The following is a 25,570-nucleotide window of genomic DNA, read 5'->3' on the forward strand; positions in this document are numbered from 1 at the left end:
GACAGTCTGGTGCGTCAGGCTGGACACTTGTCGGCATGCCCCGCCCAGCGCTGTCCGCGGTCACCGAGCTGCTCAAGCCGATCACCTGGTTTCCGCCGATGTGGGCCTTCGCCTGCGGCGTGATCGCCTCGGGCGCAAGCCTCGATGGACGCTGGACCGTCGCACTCATGGGCATCGTGCTGGCCGGCCCGCTGGTGTGCGCGAGCAGCCAGGCGGTCAACGACTGGTTCGACCGGCATGTGGACGCGATCAACGAGCCGCAGCGCCCGATTCCCTCGGGCCGCATGCCGGGCCGCTGGGGCCTGTTCGTGGCCATCGGCTGGACGCTGCTGTCGCTGGCCTGGGCGTCGCTCCTGGGCCGATGGGCCTTCGTGGCGGCGGTGGTCGGCCTTGCGCTCGCCTGGGCCTACAGCGCGCCGCCGTTGCGGCTCAAGCAGAACGGCTGGTGGGGCAATGCGGCCTGCGGCCTGTGCTACGAGGGCCTGGCCTGGGTCACCGGCGCGGCGGTCATGGCCGGCGGCGCCATGCCCGGCAGCCGCTCGCTGTGGCTGGCCCTGCTGTTCAGCATCGGCGCGCACGGGATCATGACGCTCAATGACTTCAAGGCGATCGAGGGCGACCGGCAGATGGGCGTGCGCTCGCTGCCGGTGCAGCTGGGCGCGCAGCGCGCGGGGCGCGTGGCCTGCTGGTTCATGGCGCTGCCGCAATGGGCGGTGGTGCTGCTGCTGGTGCACTGGCACCGGCCCGCGCATGCGGTGGTCATCGGGCTGCTCGTGATGCTTCAGCTGGTGCTGATGGACCATTTTCTGCAGGACGTGGGCGCGCGGGCGCGCTGGTACAGCGGTTTCGGCGTGCCGGTCTTCGTGAGCGGCATGATGATCAGCGCCTTCGCGCTTCGCGGCGCCGGGAGCACCCCATGAAAGCGGACTTCGGCTGGCCGGCGATCCTGCGGCTGGGGCTGGTGCAGGCCTCGCTGGGCGCGGTGGTGGTGCTGACCACCTCGACGCTCAATCGGGTGATGGTGGTCGAGCTGGCCCTGCCGGCGCTTTTGCCCGGCGCCCTGGTGGCGATGCACTACCTGGTGCAGGTGCTGCGCCCGCGCATGGGCCACGGCTCGGACAGCGGGCGGCGGCGTACACCCTGGATCGTGGGCGGCATGGCGATGCTGGCGGCTGGCGGTTTCGGCGCGGCCTGCGCCACGGCCTCGATGGCGAGCCATCCGGTCGCGGGGATCGTCGCCGCGGTGCTGTCCTTCGCGGTGCTGGGCATCGGCGTGAGCGCGGCCGGAACCTCGCTGCTGGTGCTGCTGGCGCAGCGCGTCGAGGGGTCGCAGCGTGCGTCGGCGGCGACCACGGTGTGGCTCATGATGATCGCCGGCTTCGCGGTCACCGCGGGCGTGGCCGGTTCGCTGCTCGACCCGTTCTCGCCCTCGCGGCTGATGGCGGTCAGCGCGGCGGTGTCGGTCGTGGCCTTCGTGCTGACCTGCGTGGCGATGGCCGGCCTCGAAGGCAAGGGCGCTGGTACGGGCCCGGAGGCCGACACGGCGAGGGCGGCACCGGCCGGCGCCCGGTTTCGCGAGGCGCTGGCCCAGGTCTGGGCCGAGCCGGCCGCTCGCCGCTTCACGCTCTTCGTCTTCATCTCGATGCTTGCCTACAGCGCGCAGGACCTGATCCTGGAGCCCTTCGCGGGCTCGGCGCTGGGCTTCACGCCGGGCGAGTCGACGCGCCTGTCGGGCACCCAGCATGCGGGCGTGCTGCTGGGCATGGTGGCCGCCGCGCTGGCCGGACGTGGACGCAATGCACGGCGCTTCGGGTCGCTGCGCGCCTGGCAGGTCGGCGGCTGCCTGGTGTCGGCCGTGGCGCTGCTCGGGCTGGTGGCGGCGGGCATCGTCGGCACGGCATGGCCGTTCAAGACCAACGTGTTCGTGCTGGGCGTGGCCAACGGTGCGTTCTCCATCGCGGCCATCGCCGCGATGATGTCGCTCGCCGGCGAAGGCCGCGCCTCGCGCGAAGGCGTGCGCATGGGCCTGTGGGGCGCGGCGCAGGCGGTGGCCTTCGGGCTCGGCGGCCTGCTGGGCACGGCAGCAAGTGACCTGGCGCGGGTCTTCATCGGCACGCCGGGCCTGGCGTATGCCGCGGTCTTCGCGGCCGAGGCGGTGCTGTTCGTGCTCGCGGCTGTACTGGCCGGAAAAGTCCAACGCGAGCCCACCGCCCGGCCCGTGTCCCATGGTGTGGTCGAGGCGGGCCTGAAAACGAGGTGATGTCATGCACTCCCTGGAACCCCTGGATTCCGATGTCGAGACCTTCGACGTGGTCGTCGTTGGCGGTGGCCCCGCCGGCGCCACGGCGGCGCACGACCTGGCGCGGCAGGGCCGCTCGGTGCTGCTGCTTGACCGGGCTGGACGCGTCAAGCCATGCGGTGGCGCGATACCGCCGCGGCTCATCAAGGACTTCGAGATCCCCGATGCCCTGCTGGTCGCCAGGGCGCGGTCGGCTCGCATGGTGGCGCCCAGCGGCAAGTGCGTCGATATACCGATCGACAACGGCTTCGTCGGCATGGTGGACCGCGAGGTCTTCGACGAGTGGCTGCGCGAGCGCGCGGCGCAGGCGGGCGCGGTGCGGCGCATCGGCAGCTTCGAGCGCCTCGCGCGCGACCAGGACGGTGTGAGCGTCGTCCACTACGCCGGGCGCGCCGAGCGCTGCAAGGCCGGCACGCAGCCCGGCCGGGTGCGGGCGCGCAGCGTGATCGGCGCCGACGGCGCGTGCTCCCGCGTGGCGGCCGATGCGATTCCGCGGGCCCGCACGGCACGCTATGTGTTCGCCTACCACGAGATCGTGCAAGCGCCGGCGGCCAAGCCCGAAGGCTACGACGGATCACGCTGCGACGTGTACTACCAGGGCCAGCTGTCGCCCGACTTCTATGGCTGGGTGTTTCCGCACGGCGACACGCTGAGCATCGGCACCGGCAGCGCCGACAAGGGCTTCTCGCTGCGCACGGCGGTGGGCCGGCTGCGCGCGGCCGCCGGCCTGGCCGATGCCGCGACGCTGCGGCGCGAAGGCGCGCCGTTGCCGATGAAGCCCCTGCCGCGCTGGGACAACGGCCGCGATGTCGTGCTGGCGGGCGACGCGGCGGGTGTGGTCGCGCCGGCCTCGGGCGAGGGCATCTACTACGCCATGGCCGGTGGGCGCTTCGCCGCCGAAGCGGTGGCGCAGCTCCTGCAAGGCGGTGACGCCCGCTGCCTCAAGCAGGCCCGGCAGCGCTTCATGAAGGCGCACGGCACGGTGTTCCGCGTGCTGGGCGTGATGCAGTGGTTCTGGTATTGCACCGACCGGCGCCGCGAGCGGTTCGTGAAGATCTGCGAGGACCGCGACGTGCAGCAACTGACCTTCGAGTCGTACATGAACAAGACGCTGGTGCGAAAGAAACCCATGGCCCATGTGCGCATCTTCTTCAAGGACGTCGCGCATTTGCTGGGTTTCGCGCGCGTATGACGGCGCCGCCCCGAGGACGACTCTGGAAGCCGGTGCTGGTGGCGGCGCTCGCCGCGCTGTGCGTGGCGGTGCTGGGCGCGCTGATGACCGACCTGGGCCCCTGGTACCGCGGCCTCGTGCAGCCGGCGTGGAAGCCACCGGACGCGGCCTTCGGCCCGATCTGGACCACCATCTTCGCGCTGGCCGCGAGCGCCGGCGTCATCGGCTGGCGGCGCGCACCGCGTGGCGGTATGCGCGAGTGGATGCTGGTGCTGTTCGCGCTGAACGGCTTTCTCAACGTGCTATGGAGCCTGCTGTACTTCCGGCTGCACCGGCCGGACTGGTCGCTGATCGAGGTGCCGTTTCTCTGGCTGTCGGTGCTGGCGCTTGTGCTGTTGCTGGGGCGAGTGTCGAAGCTGGCGTCGGCGCTGCTGCTGCCGTACCTGCTGTGGGTGGCGATTGCGGCGGTGCTCAACTGGGAGACGGTGCGGCTAAACGGGCCGTTCCGATGAGCCCGCTTTGCGCCCAGCGTGCGATTGATCGAGCAGGATCGCCCCGTGGACACCGGCTTTAACTTTCTCCGGCTGGTCGACGGGGTGATCGTGCTCACCGCCGTCGAAGGCATCGTCCTGCTCGCGCACCACCGGCTCACCGGCGGCGGTCCGAGGCCCGGCGGCTATCTTCTCAACCTGGTCTCGGGCCTGTGCCTGATGGCTGCCTTGCGGTGCGCGTTGGGCGGCGCCGGCATGTTGTGGATTGCGCTGTGTCTGATTGCCGCCGGCGCGGCCCACGGTGCCGACATGTGGAAGCGATTTGCTCGCGCGAGCAGTGCGACTCGTTGATGCGTGGCGCAACGCGATGCGCACCACCTCCTCGCAGGTGAGCCATGCCGCGCCGTGCAGCTGTCGGCCCGGCTCGCCGGGCAGCGGAAACTCGGGGCCGCCCAGGTGGGGCAGCACGAGTGCGGCGTCGACGAAGTCGTGCTGCTCCGTCCAGAAGTTGGGTGTGACGATGGTGCACAAGCCCGCCGCCGTGGCCGCGCGCAGCCCGTGGGCCGAGTCTTCGAACGCGACCGCATGGCCGGGCCGTACCTCGAGTGCGCGCAATGCGAGCTGGTAGATGTCGGGGGCCGGCTTCTTGCGCGCCACGTGGTCGCCGCATGCGATCACGGTGAACATGTCGAGCCCGCGCGGGCCGAAGGCCGACTGCAGCAAGGCGTCGATCGTGGCGGCGGTGGCGGTGCTGGCAATGGCGAGCTTGCAGCCGCGTGCCAGCGCCTCATCGAGCAGGCGCGCCACGCCGACGCGCAGGGGCACGCCGCCGTCCTTGACGGCGGCGCTGTAGAGCCGGGTCTTGTCGAAGTGGATGTCGCGCACCATGGTGCCCAGGCGGCCGCGCTCGGCGTCGGACACCGGCAGCGCATCGAGGTAGCTGCGGATGCGCTCCTTGCCGCCGGCCACCTTCAGCAGTTCGCGGTACTCCGCGGCCGGCCAGTGCCAGCCGAGGCCATGCCATTCGAAGGCCCGGTTGAAGGCGACCCGGTGCGCCTCCTCGGTGTCGGCGATGGTTCCGTCGACGTCGAAGATGAGGGCATCGATCTGCATGCCGGGCTCCCGGGTGTCCTGCGCGTTCATGTACCGCATGCGGCCGCTCCTTGAAGGATCGTGGATGGACGGCCGTGGCCGGCCGACAAGGGGCCAATGTAGGCAAGCCGAAGGATCACGAAAAGTTAAATCTATTTACGAACACCTAAGGTTTTCTTAATATGAATCGATGACGCTTGCACGCAATGCCACCTTCCGGCAGCTTGCCGCCTTCGATGCGGTGGCGCGTCTTGGCAGCGTGTCGCTCGCCGCTGCCGAGATGCACCTGACCCCGCCGGCCGTTTCGATCCAGATCGGCACGCTCGAGGCCTCCGCCGGCACGCCGCTTGTGCAGCGCTCGGGGCGGGGCATCCGGCTGACCGAGGCCGGCGAACTGTTGGCGAACTACGCGGCGCGGCTGCTGGCGCTCTGGCAGGAAGCGGGCGACCAGATGGCCACGCTGCAGGGTGTGTTCTCCGGCACCTTGCGCGTGGGCGCGGTCACCACCGCCGAATACCTGCTGCCGCCGCTGCTGGTCGACTTCGCCGATGCCAACCCCAAGGTCAAGGTGAAGCTGCAGGTAGGCAACCGTGATGCGGTAGTTCGCATGCTGGCGGGGCAGAGCGTGGAACTGGCGATCATGGGCCGGCCGCCGGCCGAGCTGAAGACGGAGTCGCACGCCTTTGCGAAGCATCCGATGGCCTTCGTGGCCGCGCCCGGGCATCCGCTCATGGCCGACAGGCGGCCCGGCATCGAGCGCCTGGCCGACGAGAGCATCCTGGTGCGCGAGCGCGGTTCGGGCACGCGGGCTACGGTCGAACGCATGTTCAAGGACGCGGCGCTGCCACTGCGCGTCGGCTCCGAACTCTCGAGCAACGAGGCCATCAAGCAGATGTGCGCAGCCGGCTTCGGCGTGGCGTTTCTGTCCCTGCACACCTGCGTGCTCGAAATGAACGCCGGGCTGCTTGCGTTGCTGCCGATCGCCAACAATCCGATCGAGCGTGACTGGCATGTGATGCACCTGGCGACCCGCCAGCTCTCGCCGGTGGCGAGGGCTTTTGAGGCATTCCTGTGCGCGCAGGGCCAGCAACTGGTGGATGCGCGCATCGCCCGCATTGCGCCCGGTTCGGCGCGTCCGCGCGCGGCCTCGCGGGACGCGCGAGATCAGGGTTCGCCAGAGATGCTTATGCGGCCTTCTTGACCCACGCGCTGCACCAGCCCTTGGCGGCAACGATCTTGCCCGCATAGAGCTGACACGGGCCGGTCGCATCGCTGGCCTTGCCCTGGAAGAGCTGGCAGCCGCTGCAAATCTGATCGGACTGATGCTGGGAGTACTTGGCCTTGTCGACCTTGGTTGCGTCGGCCTTGTAGCCGAGCGCGGCAGCCTGGGGGTCGGTTTCGGTCAGCGTGGCTGCCTGGGCCGAGGCCTGCGACGCGACGAGGCCGGCGCTGCTGGCGACGACGCTGATCACGAACGTCCTGCGACTTGGGTTGCTCATGGGATGGTCCTTTTTATCAAACGGGCTTCGGAGGAACCGTTGTATAGTCTGACACACTGCATTGTCAATTAAATATGACACTTGCGCCTATGAACCCGCTTAATCAGGCTTGGAGTGCAGCCATGGTCTTTCCTTTTTCGGCCATCGTCGGCCAAGACGAGATGAAGATGGCGATCCTGATCGCGGCGGTGGATTCCGCTGTAGGCGGAGTGCTCGTCTTCGGCGACAGGGGCACCGGAAAATCGACCGCCGTGCGCGCGCTGGCCGCGCTGCTCCCGCCGATGCAGGCCGTGGCCGGCTGCCCCTATCACTGCGACCCCGCCGCGTCGGGCGCCGCCTGCGAGCACTGCGCGGCCCTGAAGAAGGCCAAGACCGCGATGCGCACCGAGCGCGTGCCCGTTCCGGTGGTCGACCTGCCGCTGGGCGCCACCGAAGACCGTGTGGTGGGCGCGCTCGACCTGGAGCGCGCGCTGTCCCAGGGCGTCAAGCGTTTCGAGCCCGGCCTGCTGGCGCGTGCGCACCGCGGCTTCCTGTACATCGACGAGGTGAACCTGCTGGAAGACCATCTGGTCGACCTGCTGATCGACGTTGCGGCATCGGGCGAGAACGTGCTGGAGCGCGAGGGCCTGAGCGTGCGACACCCGGCGCGCTTCGTGTTGATCGGCAGCGGCAATCCGGAGGAGGGCGAACTGCGCCCTCAGCTGCTCGACCGCTTCGGCCTGTCGGTGGAGGTGACCACGCCGCGCGACCTGGCGGTGCGGGTCGAGGTGATCCGGCGGCGCGACGCCTTCGATCGTGACGAGGCAGCATTCCTGCGCCACTGGCTGCCGCACGACGTCAAGGTGCGTCGGCGCATTTTGGCGGCCAAAGCCTTGCTCGGCCAGGTGCAGGTGCCCGACGCGGTTCTCGTATGCGCGGCGCGCCTGTGCATCAGCCTGGGCACCGACGGCCTGCGCGGCGAGCTCACGATGATCCGTGCGGCGCGCGCGTTGGCCGCGCTCGACGGCCAGGAATTGCTGGACGCCAGCCATCTGCGACGCGTCGCGCCGCTGGCGCTTCGCCACCGGCTGCGACGCAATCCGCTGGACGACAGCGGCTCGACCGTGCGGGTCGGCAAGGCCGTCGAAGAATTGCTGGGACTATGAGCGCGGGCGCGGCGGCCGCCACACCGGCCAGCGATGCGGCCCTGGTGGCGGCGCTGCTGTGCCTGGATGCGGTCGGGCTGGGCGGCGCTGTCGTCCGCTCGCCCGCCGGAGCGGCGCGCGATGCCTGGCTGCGGGATGTCGCGGCACTGCTGCCCGAAGGGTCGCCGTTGCGCCGGCTGCCGCTGCATGTGCAGGACGACCGGCTGCTGGGCGGCCTGGACCTCGCCGCCACCCTGCGGGTTGGCCGGCCGATGGCGCAGAGCGGGCTGCTGGTCGAGTCCGATGGCGGCATCGTGATCGCCTGCATGGCCGAGCGCATCCCGCTGCGCACTGCGGCCCATCTGGCCGCGGTGCTCGACACGCAGCAGCTCCGCATCGAGCGCCAGGGCGTGGCCGGCTGCCATCCGGCGCGCATCGGGCTCATCGCGCTGGACGAAGGCATCGACGCGGACGAACGCCTGGCCGATGCGCTGCGCGACCGGCTCGCCTTCAGCCTCGACTGCTCGCACCTGCGCGCCGGGGCCGACGACGGGCCCGTGCATGGCTGGGCGCGAGAGCACATCGCGGATGCGCGCACGCTGCTGCCCGATGTGGCGTTGCCCGCCGCGTTGCGTGAAGCGCTGTGCGCGGCGGCGTTGGCGCTCGGTGTGGACTCGATCCGCGGCTCGGTGCTCGCGGTGCGTGCCGCGCGCGCCCATGCGGCGCTGCACGGGCGCCGGGAAGCCGATGCGTCGGACGCAACGCTCGCGGCGCGACTGGTGCTGCTGCCGCGGGCCACGGTACTGCCGGATGCAGAGTCGGCGCACGAACCGGATCGGCAGGCGGCCGAACGGAACGACGCCCCGGCGAACGACACACAGCCCGGACCGCAGGATGCACCGGCACCTCCGCGCACCGATACCGATACCGACCCCGCGCCGGGCGATGCGAGCGTGCCGGCAGAGGACCGCGTGCTCGAAGCCGCATCCGCCGTGCTCCCGCCCGGGCTGCTCGCGCTGCTGACTTCGCGGCACGCCGAGCGGCGCCAGCCTCGCTGCGCTGGACGCGCAGGAACGTCGGCGTCCGGTGGCCTGCGCGGCCGGCCTGACGGCGTGCGGCCAGGCCATCCGCGCGAGGGTGCGCGGCTAAGCCTCATCGACACGCTGCGTGCCGCGGCCCCCTGGCAGGCGCTGCGCCGCCGAAACACAGCGCCGCCCGACCCGGCACAGCCTCACGCCGCGGTGCTGGTGCGGCGCGAAGACTTCCGCGTCGCGCGCGTCAAGCAGCGCAGCGAAACCACGACCGTGTTCGCCGTGGACGCATCCGGTTCCTCCGCGCTGCATCGCCTGGGCGAGGCGAAGGGCGCGGTCGAGTTGCTGCTGGCCGATTGCTACGTGCGCCGCGACAGCGTCTCGCTGATCGCCTTTCGCGGACGGTCGGCGCAGGTGCTGCTGCCGCCCACGCGGTCGCTGGTGCGGGCGCGGCGCAGCCTGGCGGGCCTGGCGGGAGGCGGAGGTACGCCGCTGGCCACCGCCATCGACGCGACGCTTGCGCTGGCCGAAGTCACGCGGCGGCGCGGGCGCACGCCGGTGGCCGTGCTGCTCACCGACGGCTGCGCGAACGTGGCGCTCGACGGCACCGGTGGCCGCGAGCGTGCCGGGCTGGAGGCGCTTCATTCGGCGCGGCTGATGAGGGCTTCGGGCATCCGCACGCTGGTGCTCGACACCTCGCCCCATCCGCAACCGCCGGCACGCAACCTGGCGGAGGCGATGGGCGCGGTCTATCTGCCGCTGCCGCATGCCGACGCCCTGGAAATGTCGCGGGTCGTTCGCGCTGCCGTCTTGCACCGGACCCTGCCATGAGCCGTGCGCTGGACTGGAACGTGGACGGCCTGGACTGGCCGAACCGTCAGCACAGCAGCTTCGTGCAGGTTGCGGGCATCCGTTGGCATGTGCAGCAGATGGGCCGCGGGCCGGTCCTGCTGCTGCTCCACGGCACCGGTGCGGCGAGCCATTCGTGGCGCGACCTCATGCCGCTGCTCGCGCCGCACTTCACCTGCGTGGCCATGGACCTGCCCGGACATGGCTTTACTTCGATGCCCCCCGTCGCGCGCATGTCGCTGGACGGCATGGCCCGCATGCTGACCGCGCTGCTGGCACAGCTCCAGTTGAGGCCGGCGGTGGTAGTCGGTCATTCGGCTGGGGCTGCCATCGCTGCGCAGTTGTGTCTCTGCGAGCAACTCGATGCGGATGCCGTGGTGGCGCTCAACGGAGCGTTCTTGCCGTTCACCGGTCTCGCGGGCCTGCTGCTTCCGCAGGTCGCCAGGGCGATGTCCGTCAATTCGATGGCCGCTCGGCTCTTCGCGTGGAGCGCCGCGGATGCCAAGGCCGTGCGGCGCCTGATCGGGAACACGGGTTCCATGCTCGACGCGCGCGGCGTGGCGCTCTACGCGCGGCTGGTGGGTAACCCGGTCCATGTGGCTGCTGCGCTGCACATGATGGCGCGTTGGAACGTGGCGCCGCTGTGCTCGCGTCTGCCGGAGCTGGGACAGCGGCTGCACCTGTTGACCGGCGCATCGGACCGAGCCGTGCCGCCTGCCCAATCGCGGTGGGTTCAGCAACGGGTGCAGGGTGCAAGCCTGGACCGGCTGGCCGGCGCCGGACATCTTGCGCACGAAGAGATGCCAGGCTTGATTGCGGCGAAAGTTTTCGCGCTGCACCGCGCGCACCTGAGCAATGTGATGAGGTGCGCATGAAAAGTGGACGCAAGCTGTCGAGCACGCCGGTCTTCGATACGTTCAGCTACCGCGGCTGGTCGTTTTTGTATTGCATCGTGCCTGACGATCGGGGCCAGTTCTGGCCGGTGATCTTCAGCGAGCTTTGCTGGCCGAGCGGGCGGCCGGTCGTCCGCTCGGCGTCCGAGCCCTGCCCGACGCCCGAACTTGCGAAACGTTGCGCGCGAAGGAGCGCGATGGCCTGGGTGAAGCAGAGGACGTGTGCTGCAGCCTGCGATCGCTGAAGGCTCAGCGCAGACCCGCGATGTAGTCGGAGACAGCCTTGATCTCGCGGTCGTTGAGCTTGGCCGCCACGCCGGTCATCGGCACGCTGTTGAGCCTAACGCCGTCGCGGAATGCGGTGAGCTGGGCGGCGACGTAGTCCGCATGCTGGCCCGCGAGGCGCGGGTACTGGGCCGGAATGCCGGCGCCGTTGGGACTGTGGCAGCCCGCGCAGGCCGGCACGCTGCGCTCTGCAATGCCGCCCCGGTAGATCTTCTCGCCGATGGTGACCAGGTCTCGTTCTTTCGCGAAGCCCGGCTTTCCGGCCTTCGAGGCCAGGAACCAGGACACGTCACGCATTTCGTCGTCGGTCAAGGTCGCGGCCATGCCGGTCATGATGGCGTTCTTTCGCTTGCCCGACTTGAACTCTGTCAATTGCTTGAGAAGGTATTCGGGATGCTGCTGCGCGAGCTTCGGGTTGGCTGGAATGCTCGAGTTTCCGTCAGCGGCGTGGCAGGCGACGCAGGCCTTGGCGCTGTAAGCCTGTTCACCTTTGGCCAGGTCGGGCCTGGCCCTTGCTGGCACGCTGCCGATCTGCGCGTCAGCAGACCACGATACGCTGGAAGTGGCGCTGACGCAGAGGGCGATCAGCAAGAATGCAATCGACTTCATCGTAGGCATCCACAGTGCTAGACAGGCGTCCATTCTAGTCCGCCGAGCCTCGCGCCGGTGCCAATGGTGAGCCATCGAAGTCGATTCTCTTCGTCGGCTCGATGCTCGTCGCGTCCGGCGCCCTGGTCAGTGCGCGCCTTTCACGAGCGTCTGTGAGCCTCTTTCAAAGATGGCGGCGGTGCCGGCTGTTGAGCTTGACCGTCTTGCAGTTGCCCGCTATGCGAGCGCGTCGGCCAGTGATGCTTGTGCCGGCGCGCCCCGCGGTTGCGCCGTGACCTGGTTGGATCATCTAGGCGTCTACCGGCCTGTTTGAAAGCCCGGGCTATGGCAAACCTAATCCCTACAGCTCGCTCGAAGTGTTTTATAGGTTCGTCCGCAGCGCAAAGATGAAGTCGTACGCTGAGCAGCGCACATGCATCTGCAAGCTCAATCAAGACTTGCTTCTCGAACTTGCGCGTGCTGTGAAAAACGAGCACCCCTCAAAGAATCGGACAACGGGCCAATGAGTCTTTGGAAAAGGAGCTGGCGCCCGTGCGAGTGCAATGGTTGAAGGCCCGCAACTTCACTAAAAGCGACACACCCGACTTCGAGAACTCAGTGAAGGAAACAGTTAGCGACGTCAGCCGCATCGACAGCTGCAGTGACAATGATTTCGATCAGTATCTCAGGCAGGCCCAGTGCACATTGGACGGTCGCGCGGGTCGGAGAATTGCCTGGCGCAGTCCACGCATCCCAGATCTCGTTCATCCCAGCAAAATCATTGCTGATGTCCTTCAGCCAGCTGCGTCGCGCAGTCGTGGCGTGCCGACAAATTTCTTTCATGCATTCTCTTTTTTCCAAAAATTACAGACGAACCCACGCCCGACTCGCTGGAGCCGTGCTTTCCCATTGCGGAATTTCGCGAGTTGCGAAGTGGTCAGATCACCGCGGCCGTGACTTTGGACAGCGGCAGAAACGAGCCGCAGCACGATGAGGCGTTTGGGGGTCGAGCGCGAGCACGTGCGCAGACCGACGGGTCGTCAACGGCGTACGCAGTGCCTGCGCACTGCCGCCTGAGGTGACCGGACAAGTCGACGAATACCACGACGCTCATGCCTCTTCCTGCCCGACATTCAGCGACGCCAGTTCTGCCAAAGTGACCGGCTTGAGTGGTGAGCGAATGCGGTAGAACCCGACTTCCGCCACCTGCCGCTTCTGCTGTGCCGCCAGGATGTGTGAGATCGTGTAGCCACACTGACGGCCTTGACAAGGACCCATCCCGGCGCGGGTGTACGACTTGAGTTGATTGGGTCCGGGCTGACCGATGGAGGCGGCCTTGCGGATCTCACCGGCCGTCAGCTCTTCACAGCGACAGACGACGGTGTCGTCGGACGGCGCAAAGATGTCGGCCCGCGGTGGATAAAGCGCATCCAGCATGGGACGCAGGCGGAGCAACCTTTTCAGCTTCTTGCGCAGCGGCGCAGCATGTGCGGTCGCCTCCTCCGGTGAGAGTTGGCCGGCATGCATTGCAACGCCCAGCCCGACCAACTCGCCACGCACACACGCGGCGAGCGCGCCGCCGATGCCGGCGCCGTCGCCCGCCACGTACACGCCCCGCTTGCTGGTATGCCCCCAAGGGTCCAAGTCGGGCGCGAGGCACGCTTGCTGTGCATTCCAGCTGTGCGCGCAATCGAGCGCACGCGTCATGTGAATGGATGGCACCACACCCTCGTGCGACAGCAGGACGCTGGCCGGCGCACGCATCGTCTTGCCGTTGGCCCGCGTGTATTCGATCGCCTGCAGGCGCCCCTCGCCCAGCGCCCGCACCGTGGTCACGCCGCGCACCCGCATCACGCCGGCGGCCCTGAGTTCCTGCAGCCAGGCCAGACCCTTGCCAATGTCCCCCCAGCCCGCCAGCGCAGCGCCGAGCCAGGGCAAAGTGCGCAGCCAGCCTCCAGGGGGCGACGTGTCGAGCCATCCGGCAATCTTGCCGCCGGCGCGCAGCAACTGCGCCATGTACAGCAGCGGCAGGGGCCCGCTGCCCGCGACCCAGACCGGCTCCGATGGAACTTGGCGTGACGTCTTCAACATGATCTGGCCCGCGCCGACCGTGAGCACGCCGGGCAGGGTCCAGCCCGGAAAGGGCGCTGGCCGCTCCTGAGCACCCAGGGCCAGGACGACGTGCGTGGCGCGCACCATTTCGGCCTGCCCATTCCTCGTCATGTAGACCCGCCAACCAGGCTCGATCTGCCAGACCTGTGTCTGCGGCTCGTAAACAGCGCCACAGGCACGGAATCGTCCGGCGAGAGCGGCGCCCGATCGGTACTCGTCGCCCAGCAATGCACCCGTCGGCGTGGGCGCCATCGCCTCCACGCCGCGCCAGATCTGCCCGCCCGGCGCGGGCTGCTCGTCCACCACCAGCACCGACAGTCCGTGCCTGCCCAGGGTGATGGCCGCACTCATGCCAGCGGGGCCGGCGCCGATGACCACGGCATCGAACACGCGCGTCATGGGGTGAGGCTCCGGCGGCCGAACTGGCGCTCCACGCGCATCCCTTCGCGCACGGTGACCAGGCACGACTGCGCCGACGCTGCGCCGTCCACGATGGCCAGGCAGTCGAAGCACACACCCATCATGCAGAACGGTGCGCGCGGGCTTCCGTTCACAGGGGTGCTGCGGCTGGCCGGCGTGGGCTGGCGCAGCAGCACGGCGGCCACGCTTTCGCCGGCCTCGGCGGTGACGGCCTGCCCGTCTATCGTGAGGGTCAGCACGGGGCTGCCGGCATCATTGATTTTTCGGAACATTGAAACGCTCATGGTGAAAGGTCCGCAAGGTGTCTGGCAGCTCGCCGCTGACCAACGCCTCGGCATAGGCGCGGGCGTGGAACGATGCCAAGGTGACGCCGGAATGACAGGTGGCGATGTCCGCGCCGGGGTGACTGGCCGAACTGGCGTACACGGGGTTGCCGTCCGGCGACATCACCCGCAGGCACGCCCACTGCCGCACCAGCTTCGCGCTGGCGAGGTCGGGGAGGATGCGCAAGGCCTTGTGCGTCATGCGCACCGCACCATCGGTTGTCGTGGCCAGGTCGAAGCCCACGTCTTCCTGGGTCACGCCGATCATCACGGTGCCTTCGCCCGTCTGTCGCAGCCCACTGGCGGGGACGGGCAGCAATGGCGCCAAACGCTCTGTCACCAGGATCTGACCTCTCAGCGGCCGCAAGGGAACGTCCAGTCCGACCATCGGGCCGAGCGCAGCAGCGCCCAAGCCCGCTGCAATGACCACGCGCTCGGCGCTTGCGCGAAACGCACCCGCCACAACTTCGAAGCCGCCGCCCGGCAGCGCCTGAATGGCGGTCACGGCGTGATTGCTTCGCAGCGTTCCACCTCGACGCAAGAACGCTGCGAGCATGGCCGCCAGCAAGCGCATCGGGTTGACCTGGCCGTCGAGGTCTCCCAGGGTCGCGCCGGCCACCTCTGCGCCGAGGCGCATGGAAGGGAAGCGGCGCATCAGTTCGTCACGATCCAGCACGTGCACAGATGGCGCAAGCTCCGGCGTCTGAGCGTGCCACGCGTCCATCTGGGCCGCGCGAGCTGACAGCTCCGCGTCGGTCAAGCAGAAGTGCAAGCCACCGTTTTGCTCGTAGGCGAGTGCCATGCCGGATTCTTCTTCCAACTGGGCCGCGAACGCCGGCCATGCCTCGCAGGCCTGGATCGTCAGGCGCTGGTACGCCGGTTCCTTGATTCCTTTGCCATGCGCCCACACCAGCCCGAAGTTGGCTTTGGCGGCGCGGAAATCAGTGTCCGAGCCGTCCAGCATCAGGACGCGTCGTTTCAAACCCGCCAGTCCATAGCCAACAGCAGCGCCAACCATGCCGCCGCCCGCGACGATCACGTCGTAGTCGGCCATCATTCCGCCGTGATGTTGTTTTTCTTGACCACTGCGCCCCATTTTTCGTTCTCTGTCTTGATCAGGTCGGTGAACGTCGAAGCGGTTGCGGGTGTCGGCTCGCACCCCAAGTCGGCGAGTCGCTTGATCACCTTGGCGTCGTTGAGTACCGCGTTGAAATCGGCATTGATCTTTTGCACGATCGGCGCGGGCAACTTTGCCGGCCCCATCACGCCGCCCCAGGTCAGCATTTCTGCAGCAGGCATTCCGGCTTCCGCCATCGTGGGCACGTTGGGCAACAACGGCGACCTTTTGGGGCCCGTCACGGCCAGCGCGCGGAGACGTCCAGTCTTGACGTTGGGCTCCATCGAGGTGATGTTGCCGATCATCAGTTGAATCTGTCCTGCCGCCAGATCCATTTCCGCCGCCGGATTGCTCTTGTAGGGCACGTGCGTGATGTTGATGCCGGCACTTCCACGGAACAGTTCGGTCACCACGTGCAGAGCGGAACCCGACCCGGAGGAGCCGTAGAAGAGGTCGTTCGGATGCGCCTTTGCATAGGCGATGAGTTCCTTGACCGACTTGACGGGCAGGCTAGGCGTGACGCTCAGCAGATTCGGGCTGGTGCACAGCATCGCGATGGGGGTGAAGTCATCGACCGGCTTGTAGGGCAGTCGCTTGGCTACGACGTTCGCCACCACAAAGGTCGAAAGCGTAGCCTGCCCCAGCGTGTACCCGTCGGGCGCGGCCTTTGCCGTCGCCTCGTTGGCAATGAGGCCCGTGGCGCCCGGCCGGTTGTCGATGATGATGGGTTGCCCCCAGCGCTCGCTGACCGCGGTGGCCACCACCCGCGCAATGGCGTCGGCGGCGCCGCCGGCAGCACCGGGAACAATCAATCGCACCGGCTTGTCCGGGTAAGCCGCCTGGGCGGTCCGAGCCAAGGCTGCGACACAAAGCAACGTGATTCCACCCGCGCGACGCATGGTTGAAAGATTGAATTTCATGATCGATAAAAACGAATGATGCGATGTCGATGTGTTGCCGAAAGACCAGCCTGCCGGCACCCATGTTAGTGAACCCAGGCCTGCTGCGAAACCGTGAGAACCACTAGTGATGTTGTTTTGCAATAGCTGGGCCATCGAAATCTAAGTCGTTGTTTTTATTGATGTTTTATTTGATGGTTGCTGCATACAATAGCAACTTGAAATCAAACAATGTCATTCTGCTATGGATAACCGAATCACCCTTCGGCACCTAGAAGCTTTTCGCGCTCTTATGGTGCGACGCACAGTCACCGGCGCGGCTCAGATGCTTGAAGTTACACAGCCTGTGGTGACGCGCCTGATCGCCGACTTCGAGGAACGCATCGCGATTCCGCTGTTCAAGCGCTCCAATGGACGTCTGTCACCGACGCCCGAAGCGGCTTTGCTGTTTGAGGACGTGCATCAGTCGCTCATGGCCATCGAGCGCATCGCGAACGCAGCATCCAACATCAAGTCGTTGAAAGTAACGCGCCTCGAGATCGCAGCTGCGCCTGCCATGGCACTTTCCTTTCTGCCTCACACCATCGCGAGCTTCACGAGTGAACACCCGGAGACGCTCGTCTCCATGCACACGCACAGCACTGCCACCGTGATCGATATGGTTCAAAGTGGCCGCTGCGACCTCGGCTTCGCGATGTTGAACATGCGCAAGACGCTGCACGGCAACAGCGAGTTGCTGGTGTCGGCAAAGATGGTGGGCGTGGTGCCGATTCACCACAGGCTGGCACGTCGCAAAGTCCTTCGCCCCGAAGACTTCGAAGGCGAGAGCTTTGTCGCCCCTTCGGCCTTGATGGAATCGCGCACGCAAATCGATGCCGTGATGCTGTCGCACGGCGTCCATCGCCGCATCAACGTCGAGACCCAGCATTCATCTGCCATCGTCAAGCTGGTCGAAGCGGGCGCGGGCCTGGCCCTCATCGAACCCCTGACAGCGAGCGCCTATACAGGGGGATTGCTCAAGTTCATTCCGTTCGAGCCTGAGATCGTTGCGGACTACTCCATCGTCATCTCGCAGCGCATGTCATCGACGCTCATTCTCAAGCCCTTCATTGACCATGCGCGTCGGGAAATCCGCAAGATGCTGCCCCGGCACCTGATCGTTCACGGCCAATAGTCGGCTTTGTCGTGGCGCCCGCCACGCGCAGTGCGTATCGCATCTGCTGGAATTACGACACTCTTCTTCAGCGGGATTTCGAGCGTATCGACGTGAAGCACGTTGCCGGACACTTCGCTCCCCGTCTTGGGGTTGATCCCGCTGAAGGAGTCCTCGTGGACCCATCGAAACCCGTCTATACCATTCTGTCGTTCGTCGGCGGCGGCATTCGAGGCCTGATGTCGGCCACCATACTGGAGCGGCTCGATGCCGTGCACAACGGCGTTCTGAACCGGACCCAGATGCTGGCCGGATGCTCGACGGGCGCGATCATCACGAGCGAACTGCTTGCTGGAAAGTCGCCGAAGGACCTCGTGGACCTGTTCACGGGCGGGGAACTTGGCTTCTACGACGCAATGAATCCCGATCCGCGTACCCCCGCGTACTCCATCGACAAGGTTCTTGCCTCACAGGAAGACGCCTACTTGAAACTGGGTCGCAAGGTTCCGACAGTTGCCGAGCTCGGGCGGGATGTGCTTCTTGTGTCGTTCAACGTCGGCAAGGTCACGACCGACATCGACAACAAGATGATGCCCACGCCTTGGGGTCCGATGATGTTCACCAACATGCTCGGAACCGAGCGCGACAAGCTTGACGGCTTGTTCGGGAACAGCGACACGACGATTGCGAAGGCGGCAACGTCCAGCGGCGCGATGCCGGGTCAACTCGGCTCGATGGACGGCAACGTCGATGGGGCTTTCTTCAACCATGATCCGACCGTTGCTGCGATCTGCCTGGCAGTGCGAAACGGCCATCCGCTCGAGAACATCGTCGCCATCACGATCGGCACCGGACTCATGCCCTACTGGTTGCAGAGCGACACGCACGACTGGGGCGCCAAGCAGTGGATGCAGGGCAATGGCAACCCGTTCGACAACGTGACGCCCTTCCTGATGAACCAGAGCGTCTCTTCGCCGGTTCTGGACCTCAGCCTCAACGGCACATCGTCGGAGGTCATGCCGAATCTCGCCAAGATGCTGCTGGGCGACCGGTACGTCAACATCAATCCGCGGCTGCCCTGTTTCATTCCCGAGAATTCGACCAACGCCCAGGCGATCGCGCTGCTGCAGCGCCACGGCAAGGAAGTGAACATCGACGACGCGGTTGCGTTGATCGGGACGTACTGGAACATCGACAGCCAGACGCCGAAGCCTGTGACCAGGTCGGTTGCAGGTACCCCCGCTGCGGCGGCCAAAATGCCATCCGCTCCTGAGAGCGATGTGAATCCCAAACCGACTCCCGGTCATGGGCAGCAGTTCTTCATCCAGCACAAGGGTGGAGACAACCAGGTGCTCGATGTCGACGCTGCCAGCAGCAAACCCGGCGCGGACGTCATCCTCTACGCCAAAAAAGGGTTGGGGGATCCCGGTGTGCACAACCAGCTCTGGGAATTCATTCCCTCGCTCGAAGACTCCGGGTGGTGGTACCTCCAGACCACCATGGGCTCGGGCCTCGTCATGACCATCCAGGCAAGCGACGCACTGGCAAGCGACGCACTGGCCGAGCCGAAGATCACGATGGAGTCTGCCGCGGAGGCCATCAAGGATCGGCAGCTCTGGAACCTGGTGTCGACAGAGGAACTCGGCTACTTTTTCATCCAGAGCAAATACTTCGCCAGCAATACGCCAATCGCCAATCCGGATTCCTACGTTCCCAATGTGATGGGCGTCCACGGGAAGACCCAGCCTCCGCGCATCGTAGGACTCTCGCTCGATTACGAATTCGATGCGCCGATGGCTTTTTCTTTCACGCCGTACAACTGAATCGAAGAGCCGAGCGTTCAAGTCGCTTTTCGACTGGGTCTCGTGTCAATGGTTGTGGCGCGGTTGAGCGTCGGCAACACCGCGATATTTCAAGGCCAGCTCCATGCAAGCCCCCGTTTCCAGTTGCCCCACAGTGGCGCGATAGAGTTCTTGCCACGGCGTCTGGCTCGGCCGGATCAACGGCGCTGCTTCGCTTCTGCGCCGTGCGATCTCCTCATCGGACACACGCATGTCGCATGTACCTGTGTTCAGGTCGATGCGAACGGTGTCTCCCGTCCGCAGAAATGCGAGCCCGCCGCCGACGGCACTTTCAGGCGAAGCATTGAGGATGGAAGGGCTGTCGGAGGTTCCGGATTGACGCCCGTCGCCCAGCGTCGGAAGGCTGGTGATGCCCCGCTTGAGTAACGCATCCGGCGGCTGCATGTTCACGACTTCGGCCGAACCGGGCCAGCCAACAGGGCCTGCGCCCCGGATCACGAGGATGCAGTGCTCGTCGATGCCCAGGGCAGGTTCATTGATTCGCGCGTGATAGTCGTCGGAGTCTTCGAAGACGATTGCCCGGCACTCGAACCTGCCTTCGGCACCCGGCTGGCTCAGGTAGCGCGCTCGGAATTCCTGGGAGATCACGCTGGTCTTCATGACCGCGAAATCGAACAGGTTGCCCTTGAGCACCAGGAAGCCCGCTTGCGCCTTCAGGGGATGCGCGAATTCGCGGATCACCTCCCTGTCGCGGCTTTCGCGGCCCTCCAGGTTCTGCTGCAGCGTCCGGCCGGTGACGGTAGGCCGCGCGCTGCGCAGGAGGCCCGCCTGCTGCAGTTCCCACATCACGGCCGGCACGCCCCCGGCACGGTGGAAGGCCTCGCCCAGGTACTTGCCGGCCGGCTGCATGTTCAGCAGCAGCGGCACGTTCAGGCCGAACTGCGTCCAGTCGCCGGCATGCAGTTCCACGCCCGCGTGGCGGGCCATGGCCATGAGGTGCGGCTGCGCGTTGGTGGAGCCGCCGATCGCGGAATTGACGACGATCGCATCCAGGAAGGCGTCGCGCGTGAGGATCGACGACGGCCGGATGTCCTGGCAAGCCAGCTCGACGATGCGAAGGCCCGTCTCGTAGGCCATCTGTCCGCGCTCGCGGTACGGCGCCGGAATCGCGGCGCAGCCGGTCAACGACAGGCCCAGCGCTTCGGCGAGCGCGTTCATGGTCGAGGCGGTGCCCATGGTGTTGCAGTGCCCCACCGACGGCGCCGACGCGGTGGCGATGTCCATGAACTTCGCTTCGTCGATCTTGCCGGCGGCCAGAAGGCGCCGGCTCTTCCAGATGGCCAGTCCCGAGCCCACCAGTTCGCCCTCGAACCAGCCGTCCAGCATCGGTCCGCCAGACAGCACGATGGCGGGAATGTCCATGGTGGCCGCGGCCATGACCTGGGACGGGGTGGACTTGTCGCAGCCCGTGGTCAGCACGACCGCATCGATCGGGTAGCCGTGCAGGATCTCCACCAGCGCCATGTACGCCAGGTTGCGGTCGATGGCCGCCGTGGGCCGACGGCAGTTCTCGAAGGTCGGATGCACGGGGAACTCGATGGGAATGCCACCGGCGTCGCGGATACCGTCACGCACGCGCTTGGCCAGTTCCAGATGAACGCGGTTGCACGGATTCAGGTCGCTGCCCGATTGCGCGATGCCGATGATGGGGCGGCCCGAGCGCAGTTCCGCCGGCGTGGTGCCATAGTTCATGAAGCGCTCGAGATACAGCGCAGTCAGGTCGATGTGGTCGGGGTTGTCGAACCAGTCCTGCGAGCGGAATCGGCGGGTGTTGCGAGGGTGCGGGGTCATGGGCGGCTTGGGTGGTGGGGAGGCGAGAAGGGTGTCATCCGCCATACCAGCCGGCGTCCACGAAGTAGTTGCGGCCGGAGCAGCGGGCGGCATCGTCCGATGCCAGAAAGAGCGCCATGGCCGCGACATGCGCGGGTTCGATGCGTTGCTGCAGGCATTGCGCCGCGACCAGCTTCGCCTCGCTTTCGGGCGACTGCCACAGCTGGGTCTGGCGCGGCGTGCTCACTGCGCCCGGCACGATGCAGTTGACACGTATGTTGAACTTGCCGAGGTCGCGCGCCAGTCCCCTGGTGAGCCCCTCGATGCCGGCCTTGGCGGTCATGTAGATCGACAGGTCGGGCAGCGCGAGGTGCCACGAAATGGAGCCGACGTTCAGGATGGTGCCCTCGCCCAGCGTCCGCATGCCCGCCGACACGGCCTGCACGCAGAAGAAGTGGTGGCGCAGGTTGACGGCGATCCGTGCGTCCCAGTACGCAGGCGTGACATCGCCCGGTGCATGACGATCGTCGTTGGCCGCGTTGTTGATCAGCACGTTGACCGCACCCGCCGACGCCTCGATCGCGGCGAAGGTCGCCTGGACGTCGTCGATGTCGGTCAGGTCGCATCGGTAGAAGACGGGGGCATGTACGGCACCACTCAACTTCGCTTCGAGCGCACGGGCGTCGGCCTCGGCGATGTCCAGGAAGAACACCCTGGCGTTCTGCCGGACGAAGGCCTCCACCATGGAGGCCCCGATGCCGGACCCGCCCCCGGTGATGACGACCCGCTTGCCGGCGAGGCTTGGATAGATGGCTGACAGCATGGATTGCTACGCTTTCTCGTCGTCGTGGATTGACGCTGCCGCCGCGATGCCGCGCGAGGCCAGGTTGCGGTACAGCGCCCGGACGCCGAAGGTCCAGGGCGGGATGGCGTCGCAGTGCTGCACGTGGTTCACCAGCGTGCCCAGCGACGGCGTGGCGATGGTCACGCGGTCGCCCAGGCGGTGGGTGAATCCCTTGCCGGTGGCGCCCCGGTCCTGGTTGGGCGAGAACATGGTGCCCAGGAACAGGAAGAACCCGTCCGGGTACTGGTGATGGGCGCCGCAGGTCTGGCGCACCAGGTCCTCGGGGTCGCGGCTGATCTCGCTCATGCGGCTCGCGCCCTCCAGCCTGAAGCCGTCGTCGCGCCCCTCGATCACCAGGCTCACGGTGGCGGTGCGCAGGGTGTCCAGCGTGAAGCTCTCGTCGAACAGCCGCAGGAAGGGCCCGATCGCGCAGGAGCCGTTGTTGTCCTTGGCCTTGCCCAGCAGCAGGGCGCTGCGGCCTTCGATGTCGCGCAGGTTGACGTCGTTGCCCAGCGTGGCGCCCACGATGCGCGCGCGGCTGGTGACCGCCAGCACGATCTCGGGCTCGGGGTTGTTCCACGACGACGTGGGGTGCAGCCCGACGTCGTCGCCGAAACCGACCGCCGACATCGGCTGCGCCTTGGAGAACACTTCGGCGTCCGGGCCGATGCCCACCTCCATGTACTGCGACCATGCGCCCCGGCTCTGAAGCTCGCGCTTGAGCGCCTCGGCTTCGGCCGAGCCCGGCCGGATGGCCGACAGGTCCGAGCCGATGGTGCGCTGCAGGTCGGCCCGGATCTGCGCCGCGCGGCTGGCGTCGCCGCCGGCCTGCTCCTCGATGACGCGCTCCAGCAGGCTCACCGCGAAGGTCACGCCGCAGGCCTTGACGGCCTGCAGGTCGCACGGGGCCAGCAGGCGATCGGTGTCGGGCTGACTTGTGCCATCGGCGGCTCCGGCCAGCCCCAGCCAACCGGCCGCATCGCCCATCGGCTCGCCGGAAACGGTGCGCACGAACGCCAGCAGGTCGTCCCGCTCGAGCAGGTCGGACACCGTGGGCGCCGAGGCCGTGATGTCGAACAGCTGGCCTTCGCGAACCACGACCACGCAAGGGCCGTCGACCGGCCCGGCGCGCCAGACGCGCCCCACCAGCAGGGCGCCGGCAATGTCGGCAGGAAGAAACGAGGGGTCGCAAGCGATCGGCATCATTCGGTGGTGAGCTTCAATGTCTTGACGACGCCGCGGTACAGGCTGGCCTGCGATTTCATGAAGGTCTGCAGTTCCGCCCCGTTGAGCGGTGCCACGGCGAAGCCCGCGTCGGAAAGCTTCTTGCGCAGCTCGGGGTTTTCCAGCGCCTGCGCCAGCGCCTGCTCGTAGGCGGTGACGGTGGCCGGCGGCGTGCCGGCCTTCAGGAACAGGCCTTGCCAGATGGGCAGCGAGACGTCGGTGAATTCCTTTTCCTCGCTGATCGGCTTGACCTGGGGCAGCTGCGCGACGCGCGGCGCGTCGGAGATGGACAGCGCCTTGATGCTCCCGTCCTTCAGGAAGGGCAGGGCGGTGGACAGCGCGAGCACCGCGCCGTCGACCTGCTCGCCCGCCAGGTCCGACACGATCTGTGCGCCGCCGCGGTAGGGAATGGGCGTCATCGACACCTTGTATCGAAGGCTCATCACGGCGGCGTAGACGTGCTGCGACGTGCCGAGGCCCGGCACCGCGTAGTTGAAAGACGCCTTCTCGGTCTTGCGCAGGCCGGCGATCAGGTCGGACAGGTTGTTGTAGGGCGACTTCTTGTGCACTACGAACACCAGCGGGCTGGTGGCCACCCGACCCACCGGCAGCAAGGCCTTCTCCCAATCGAGCTTGGCGTGGGGATTGACCATGGGCGTGAGGATGGTGTCGCTGCCCCCCAGGTAGATGACGCTGCCGTCGACGGGGCCGTTGACCGCCTTGTTCGCCGCAAGGATGCCGCTGGCGCCCGTAACGTTTTCAACAATCACTTGACGCTTCAGGACGGTGGACAGCGCCGTCGCGCAAATGCGCGCGACGCTGTCGGCGCTCCCACCCGCGGAGTAGCCCACGATCATCGTGATCGGTTTGTCCGACTGCGCCAGCGCGGTGCTCGACAAACATGCCGCGCCGGCCAGCAGCACAACCATCGAGACCGCCGACCGGCGAGATCGACGCAACGCGCAGGGCGCCGCTGGCGGTCGAACGGGTTTGTCCTGACGAGCTTCGAGGCGGAATCGCATGTTTGTCTCCTGCGGTGGTGGAAGGCTTTCCGGTCGGATCAAACCGGATGCATCGCATTCTATCAATATGTATTGTATTTAATCAATATAATGAGATACACTTCGTTCAGATCTCGCCGAGGGATCTTTCAACGCTCGGAGGCAGCATGCATATCGGAATGTTCGAATCGTTCGTGACACAGCATTGGTTCAGCAGCGACGCCAAGGCGGTCTGGAGCGATGTCGCCACGCTGCAGGCCTGGCTGGATGTCGAGGTGGCCTTGGCAAACGCCCAGGCTGCGGTGGGGCTGGTTCCCGTCGAGGCGGCACAGCGCATCGAGGCCAAGGCCGACGCCAGCCTGTTCGACCTGGAGCGCCTGTCGCGCGACATCGCCTTTGCGCAGCATCCGTTCGTGCCGGTACTGCGCCAGTTCGAAGTCCTGTGCGGTGAGCCGGCGGCCGGCTTTATTCACTGGGGCGCCACCACTCAAAACATCTTCGACACCGCATCGTCGTTGCAGATGTCCGCAACACACGGGTTGCTGATCACGCACCTGGATGCTGCGATCGATTCGCTCTGCACCCTGGCAGATCAGCACAAGTACACCGTCCAGGCAGGGCGTACGCATGGCCAGCATGCCTTGCCCATGACGTTCGGGTTCAAGGTTGCCGCCTGGATCGACGAACTCGACCGCGATCGCCGCCGCCTGACCGAGCGCCGGGCGAGCTCCTTCGTCGCCTCGATGGGCGGGGCCATCGGCACCTATGCGGGCGGCGGCCCGCTGGGCCGGGCCGTGGAGGCCGGCATGGCCGAGCGTCTGGAGCTGCAGCCCGCCGGGCTGGCGATGCGCTCGTCGTATGACCGCGTCAATGACTACGTTTCAGCCCTCGGCCTGCTCATGGGTACCGTCGAGAAGGTGGCGCAAGACGTGGTCTTCATGCAGCGCACCGAGATTGGCGAAGTGAGCGAGGCGTTTCACTTGGGCAAGGTCGGCAGCTCGACCATGGCGCAAAAGCGCAACCCGGCCAGCGCACTGCTGCTGATCAGCCTGACGCGCTTGCTGCGTGCCCGCATTCCGGCCATGCTGGGGTCCATGGTGCGCATGGACGAGGGCGATTCGTCCGCCACCAACCTGTGCGAGGCTTTGCTACCTGAGATCGGGATCCTCGCGGTGTCCGTGGCCGAAACGCTGGCCGGGCTGAGCCAGGGGCTGGTCGTTCATCCAGAGGCGATGGCCAAGAACCTGGGCTTGTCCAACGGGCTCATCGCCTCGGAGGCCTTGATGATGCGGCTCGCTCGATCAATGGGGCGCCATGAAGCTCACCAGCTTCTGTACGACGCCGCGCAGCAATCCCAGTCGGAAGGCATCCCCTACATTGCAGCCATCCAGCAGCATCCGCTGCTGGCCGAGCACAGCTTGCCCGACGGCTGGTCCGAGGCCCTGACGCCACAGAACTACATTGGCGCCAGCGCGGAACTTGTTGACGTTGCTGTCGAACGGGCGCGCCTCCGCAGATAGAAA

Annotated in this window: 23 protein-coding genes and 1 pseudogene; 12 read left to right on the forward strand and 12 right to left on the reverse strand. The window is 66.8% G+C overall.

Translation table 11 applies throughout. The features are described 5' to 3' along the window. Nucleotides 1-35: 35 nt before the first annotated feature. The 4 genes from chlG to ACSFA5_RS23860 are packed head-to-tail and all read left to right on the forward strand — an operon-like array spanning nucleotide 36 to nucleotide 3,982. Complete coding sequence (gene chlG / locus ACSFA5_RS23845; protein WP_435446510.1) at nucleotides 36-920, forward strand: chlorophyll synthase ChlG; 885 nt, start codon at nucleotides 36-38, stop codon at nucleotides 918-920. Then, complete coding sequence (locus ACSFA5_RS23850) at nucleotides 917-2,260, forward strand: BCD family MFS transporter (RefSeq protein ID WP_435446511.1); 1,344 nt, start codon at nucleotides 917-919, stop codon at nucleotides 2,258-2,260. The genes chlG and ACSFA5_RS23850 overlap by 4 nt, the downstream gene beginning before the upstream one ends. Nucleotides 2,261-2,264: 4 nt before the next feature. Beyond that, nucleotides 2,265-3,491 (forward strand): geranylgeranyl diphosphate reductase, encoded by a 1,227-nt coding sequence (locus ACSFA5_RS23855; RefSeq protein ID WP_435446512.1) that lies wholly within the window; start codon nucleotides 2,265-2,267, stop codon nucleotides 3,489-3,491. Further along, on the forward strand, nucleotides 3,488-3,982 hold the full coding sequence (locus tag ACSFA5_RS23860) for a TspO/MBR family protein (protein WP_435446513.1): 495 nt from the start codon (nucleotides 3,488-3,490) through the stop codon (nucleotides 3,980-3,982). The genes ACSFA5_RS23855 and ACSFA5_RS23860 overlap by 4 nt, the downstream gene beginning before the upstream one ends. On the opposite strand, the gene ACSFA5_RS23865 is transcribed toward ACSFA5_RS23860, so the two are convergent. Next, nucleotides 3,962-5,113 (reverse strand): HAD-IA family hydrolase, encoded by a 1,152-nt coding sequence (locus ACSFA5_RS23865; protein WP_435446514.1) that lies wholly within the window; start codon nucleotides 5,111-5,113, stop codon nucleotides 3,962-3,964. The two genes, ACSFA5_RS23860 and ACSFA5_RS23865, sit on opposite strands and share 21 nt — an antisense overlap. 130 nt (nucleotides 5,114-5,243) lie before the next feature. Here ACSFA5_RS23865 and ACSFA5_RS23870 point away from each other — a divergent pair, with 130 nt between their 5' ends. Continuing rightward, entirely contained in the window at nucleotides 5,244-6,254 is a 1,011-nt protein-coding gene (locus ACSFA5_RS23870) for a LysR family transcriptional regulator (RefSeq protein WP_435446515.1), read from the forward strand. On the opposite strand, the gene ACSFA5_RS23875 is transcribed toward ACSFA5_RS23870, so the two are convergent. Beyond that, nucleotides 6,238-6,552, reverse strand: a complete 315-nt coding sequence (locus ACSFA5_RS23875) for a high-potential iron-sulfur protein (RefSeq protein ID WP_435446516.1) — start codon at nucleotides 6,550-6,552, stop codon at nucleotides 6,238-6,240. The genes ACSFA5_RS23870 and ACSFA5_RS23875 overlap by 17 nt on opposite strands. Nucleotides 6,553-6,674: 122 nt before the next feature. Between ACSFA5_RS23875 and bchI the strand changes: the two genes are divergently transcribed. Genes bchI through ACSFA5_RS23895 form a run of 4 tightly spaced genes read left to right on the forward strand, consistent with a single transcriptional unit; the run spans nucleotide 6,675 to nucleotide 10,694 of the window. Continuing rightward, entirely contained in the window at nucleotides 6,675-7,697 is a 1,023-nt protein-coding gene (gene bchI, locus ACSFA5_RS23880; protein WP_435446517.1) for a magnesium chelatase ATPase subunit I, read from the forward strand. Further along, a complete protein-coding gene (locus tag ACSFA5_RS23885) occupies nucleotides 7,694-9,538 on the forward strand; it encodes a magnesium chelatase subunit D (RefSeq protein ID WP_435446518.1) in 1,845 nt (614 codons plus the stop codon). Before bchI ends, ACSFA5_RS23885 begins: the two co-directional genes overlap by 4 nt. Beyond that, entirely contained in the window at nucleotides 9,535-10,431 is an 897-nt protein-coding gene (gene bchO / locus ACSFA5_RS23890; protein WP_435446519.1) for an alpha/beta fold hydrolase BchO, read from the forward strand. The genes ACSFA5_RS23885 and bchO overlap by 4 nt, the downstream gene beginning before the upstream one ends. After that, nucleotides 10,428-10,694 carry a hypothetical protein gene (locus ACSFA5_RS23895; RefSeq protein ID WP_435446520.1) on the forward strand — a complete coding sequence of 89 codons (267 nt, stop codon included), beginning with the start codon at nucleotides 10,428-10,430 and terminating at the stop codon, nucleotides 10,692-10,694. Before bchO ends, ACSFA5_RS23895 begins: the two co-directional genes overlap by 4 nt. A gap of 4 nt (nucleotides 10,695-10,698) precedes the next feature. On the opposite strand, the gene ACSFA5_RS23900 is transcribed toward ACSFA5_RS23895, so the two are convergent. The 6 genes and pseudogenes from ACSFA5_RS23900 to ACSFA5_RS23925 form a co-directional block, all read right to left on the reverse strand. Continuing rightward, nucleotides 10,699-11,343 carry a c-type cytochrome gene (locus ACSFA5_RS23900; protein ID WP_435446521.1) on the reverse strand — a complete coding sequence of 215 codons (645 nt, stop codon included), beginning with the start codon at nucleotides 11,341-11,343 and terminating at the stop codon, nucleotides 10,699-10,701. 594 nt (nucleotides 11,344-11,937) lie between these two features. After that, a pseudogene (locus tag ACSFA5_RS23905) lies at nucleotides 11,938-12,123 on the reverse strand (Rid family hydrolase); the annotation flags it as partial. Nucleotides 12,124-12,432: 309 nt separating this feature from the next. Then, nucleotides 12,433-13,833, reverse strand: coding sequence for an FAD-dependent oxidoreductase (locus tag ACSFA5_RS23910; protein ID WP_435446522.1), 1,401 nt, complete (start codon nucleotides 13,831-13,833; stop codon nucleotides 12,433-12,435). Further along, nucleotides 13,830-14,126 carry a (2Fe-2S)-binding protein gene (locus tag ACSFA5_RS23915; protein ID WP_435446523.1) on the reverse strand — a complete coding sequence of 99 codons (297 nt, stop codon included), beginning with the start codon at nucleotides 14,124-14,126 and terminating at the stop codon, nucleotides 13,830-13,832. The genes ACSFA5_RS23910 and ACSFA5_RS23915 overlap by 4 nt, the downstream gene beginning before the upstream one ends. After that, nucleotides 14,107-15,234, reverse strand: coding sequence for an NAD(P)/FAD-dependent oxidoreductase (locus tag ACSFA5_RS23920; protein ID WP_435446524.1), 1,128 nt, complete (start codon nucleotides 15,232-15,234; stop codon nucleotides 14,107-14,109). Before ACSFA5_RS23920 ends, ACSFA5_RS23915 begins: the two co-directional genes overlap by 20 nt. Then, nucleotides 15,231-16,349, reverse strand: a complete 1,119-nt coding sequence (locus ACSFA5_RS23925; RefSeq protein ID WP_435446525.1) for a Bug family tripartite tricarboxylate transporter substrate binding protein — start codon at nucleotides 16,347-16,349, stop codon at nucleotides 15,231-15,233. The genes ACSFA5_RS23920 and ACSFA5_RS23925 overlap by 4 nt, the downstream gene beginning before the upstream one ends. Nucleotides 16,350-16,437: 88 nt before the next feature. Between ACSFA5_RS23925 and ACSFA5_RS23930 the strand changes: the two genes are divergently transcribed. After that, nucleotides 16,438-17,367 (forward strand): LysR substrate-binding domain-containing protein, encoded by a 930-nt coding sequence (locus ACSFA5_RS23930; RefSeq protein ID WP_435446526.1) that lies wholly within the window; start codon nucleotides 16,438-16,440, stop codon nucleotides 17,365-17,367. Between the two features lie 155 nt (nucleotides 17,368-17,522). After that, nucleotides 17,523-19,169, forward strand: coding sequence for a patatin-like phospholipase family protein (locus ACSFA5_RS23935; protein ID WP_435446527.1), 1,647 nt, complete (start codon nucleotides 17,523-17,525; stop codon nucleotides 19,167-19,169). Nucleotides 19,170-19,214: 45 nt separating this feature from the next. Here the strand turns inward: ACSFA5_RS23935 and ACSFA5_RS23940 are convergent, their stop codons facing one another. The 4 genes from ACSFA5_RS23940 to ACSFA5_RS23955 are packed head-to-tail and all read right to left on the reverse strand — an operon-like array spanning nucleotide 19,215 to nucleotide 23,975. Next, nucleotides 19,215-20,999: an IlvD/Edd family dehydratase gene (locus ACSFA5_RS23940; protein WP_435446574.1), complete on the reverse strand. Its 1,785-nt coding sequence runs from the start codon at nucleotides 20,997-20,999 to the stop codon at nucleotides 19,215-19,217. A 34-nt stretch (nucleotides 21,000-21,033) separates the two neighbouring features. Then, nucleotides 21,034-21,801, reverse strand: a complete 768-nt coding sequence (gene xylB / locus ACSFA5_RS23945) for a D-xylose 1-dehydrogenase (protein ID WP_435446528.1) — start codon at nucleotides 21,799-21,801, stop codon at nucleotides 21,034-21,036. Between the two features lie 6 nt (nucleotides 21,802-21,807). Further along, entirely contained in the window at nucleotides 21,808-23,028 is a 1,221-nt protein-coding gene (locus tag ACSFA5_RS23950) for a fumarylacetoacetate hydrolase family protein (RefSeq protein ID WP_435446529.1), read from the reverse strand. Next, nucleotides 23,025-23,975 (reverse strand): Bug family tripartite tricarboxylate transporter substrate binding protein, encoded by a 951-nt coding sequence (locus tag ACSFA5_RS23955; protein ID WP_435446530.1) that lies wholly within the window; start codon nucleotides 23,973-23,975, stop codon nucleotides 23,025-23,027. The genes ACSFA5_RS23950 and ACSFA5_RS23955 overlap by 4 nt, the downstream gene beginning before the upstream one ends. 239 nt (nucleotides 23,976-24,214) lie before the next feature. Here ACSFA5_RS23955 and ACSFA5_RS23960 point away from each other — a divergent pair, with 239 nt between their 5' ends. Next, the gene (locus tag ACSFA5_RS23960) at nucleotides 24,215-25,567 is read left to right on the forward strand and encodes a class-II fumarase/aspartase family protein (protein ID WP_435446531.1); all 1,353 of its coding nucleotides are present in this window, start codon (nucleotides 24,215-24,217) and stop codon (nucleotides 25,565-25,567) included. Nucleotides 25,568-25,570: the final 3 nt, after the last annotated feature.

Source organism: Variovorax monticola (assembly GCF_051216855.1).
Taxonomy (GTDB): domain Bacteria; phylum Pseudomonadota; class Gammaproteobacteria; order Burkholderiales; family Burkholderiaceae_C; genus Variovorax.

Coding starts and splice junctions, on each gene's coding strand:
- bchI (WP_435446517.1), top strand. CDS start 6,675: ATGGTCTTTCCTTTTTCGGCCATCGTCGGCCAAGACGAGATGAAGATG.
- ACSFA5_RS23895 (WP_435446520.1), top strand. CDS start 10,428: ATGAAAAGTGGACGCAAGCTGTCGAGCACGCCGGTCTTCGATACGTTC.
- ACSFA5_RS23875 (WP_435446516.1), bottom strand. CDS start 6,552: ATGAGCAACCCAAGTCGCAGGACGTTCGTGATCAGCGTCGTCGCCAGC.
- xylB (WP_435446528.1), bottom strand. CDS start 21,801: ATGCTGTCAGCCATCTATCCAAGCCTCGCCGGCAAGCGGGTCGTCATC.
- chlG (WP_435446510.1), top strand. CDS start 36: ATGCCCCGCCCAGCGCTGTCCGCGGTCACCGAGCTGCTCAAGCCGATC.
- ACSFA5_RS23960 (WP_435446531.1), top strand. CDS start 24,215: ATGCATATCGGAATGTTCGAATCGTTCGTGACACAGCATTGGTTCAGC.
- ACSFA5_RS23900 (WP_435446521.1), bottom strand. CDS start 11,343: ATGAAGTCGATTGCATTCTTGCTGATCGCCCTCTGCGTCAGCGCCACT.
- ACSFA5_RS23870 (WP_435446515.1), top strand. CDS start 5,244: ATGACGCTTGCACGCAATGCCACCTTCCGGCAGCTTGCCGCCTTCGAT.
- ACSFA5_RS23950 (WP_435446529.1), bottom strand. CDS start 23,028: ATGATGCCGATCGCTTGCGACCCCTCGTTTCTTCCTGCCGACATTGCC.
- ACSFA5_RS23855 (WP_435446512.1), top strand. CDS start 2,265: ATGCACTCCCTGGAACCCCTGGATTCCGATGTCGAGACCTTCGACGTG.
- ACSFA5_RS23925 (WP_435446525.1), bottom strand. CDS start 16,349: ATGGCCCAGCTATTGCAAAACAACATCACTAGTGGTTCTCACGGTTTC.
- ACSFA5_RS23920 (WP_435446524.1), bottom strand. CDS start 15,234: ATGATGGCCGACTACGACGTGATCGTCGCGGGCGGCGGCATGGTTGGC.
- ACSFA5_RS23885 (WP_435446518.1), top strand. CDS start 7,694: ATGAGCGCGGGCGCGGCGGCCGCCACACCGGCCAGCGATGCGGCCCTG.
- ACSFA5_RS23850 (WP_435446511.1), top strand. CDS start 917: ATGAAAGCGGACTTCGGCTGGCCGGCGATCCTGCGGCTGGGGCTGGTG.
- ACSFA5_RS23860 (WP_435446513.1), top strand. CDS start 3,488: ATGACGGCGCCGCCCCGAGGACGACTCTGGAAGCCGGTGCTGGTGGCG.
- ACSFA5_RS23865 (WP_435446514.1), bottom strand. CDS start 5,113: ATGCGGTACATGAACGCGCAGGACACCCGGGAGCCCGGCATGCAGATC.
- bchO (WP_435446519.1), top strand. CDS start 9,535: ATGAGCCGTGCGCTGGACTGGAACGTGGACGGCCTGGACTGGCCGAAC.
- ACSFA5_RS23930 (WP_435446526.1), top strand. CDS start 16,438: ATGGATAACCGAATCACCCTTCGGCACCTAGAAGCTTTTCGCGCTCTT.
- ACSFA5_RS23915 (WP_435446523.1), bottom strand. CDS start 14,126: ATGTTCCGAAAAATCAATGATGCCGGCAGCCCCGTGCTGACCCTCACG.
- ACSFA5_RS23940 (WP_435446574.1), bottom strand. CDS start 20,999: ATGACCCCGCACCCTCGCAACACCCGCCGATTCCGCTCGCAGGACTGG.
- ACSFA5_RS23955 (WP_435446530.1), bottom strand. CDS start 23,975: ATGGTTGTGCTGCTGGCCGGCGCGGCATGTTTGTCGAGCACCGCGCTG.
- ACSFA5_RS23910 (WP_435446522.1), bottom strand. CDS start 13,833: ATGACGCGCGTGTTCGATGCCGTGGTCATCGGCGCCGGCCCCGCTGGC.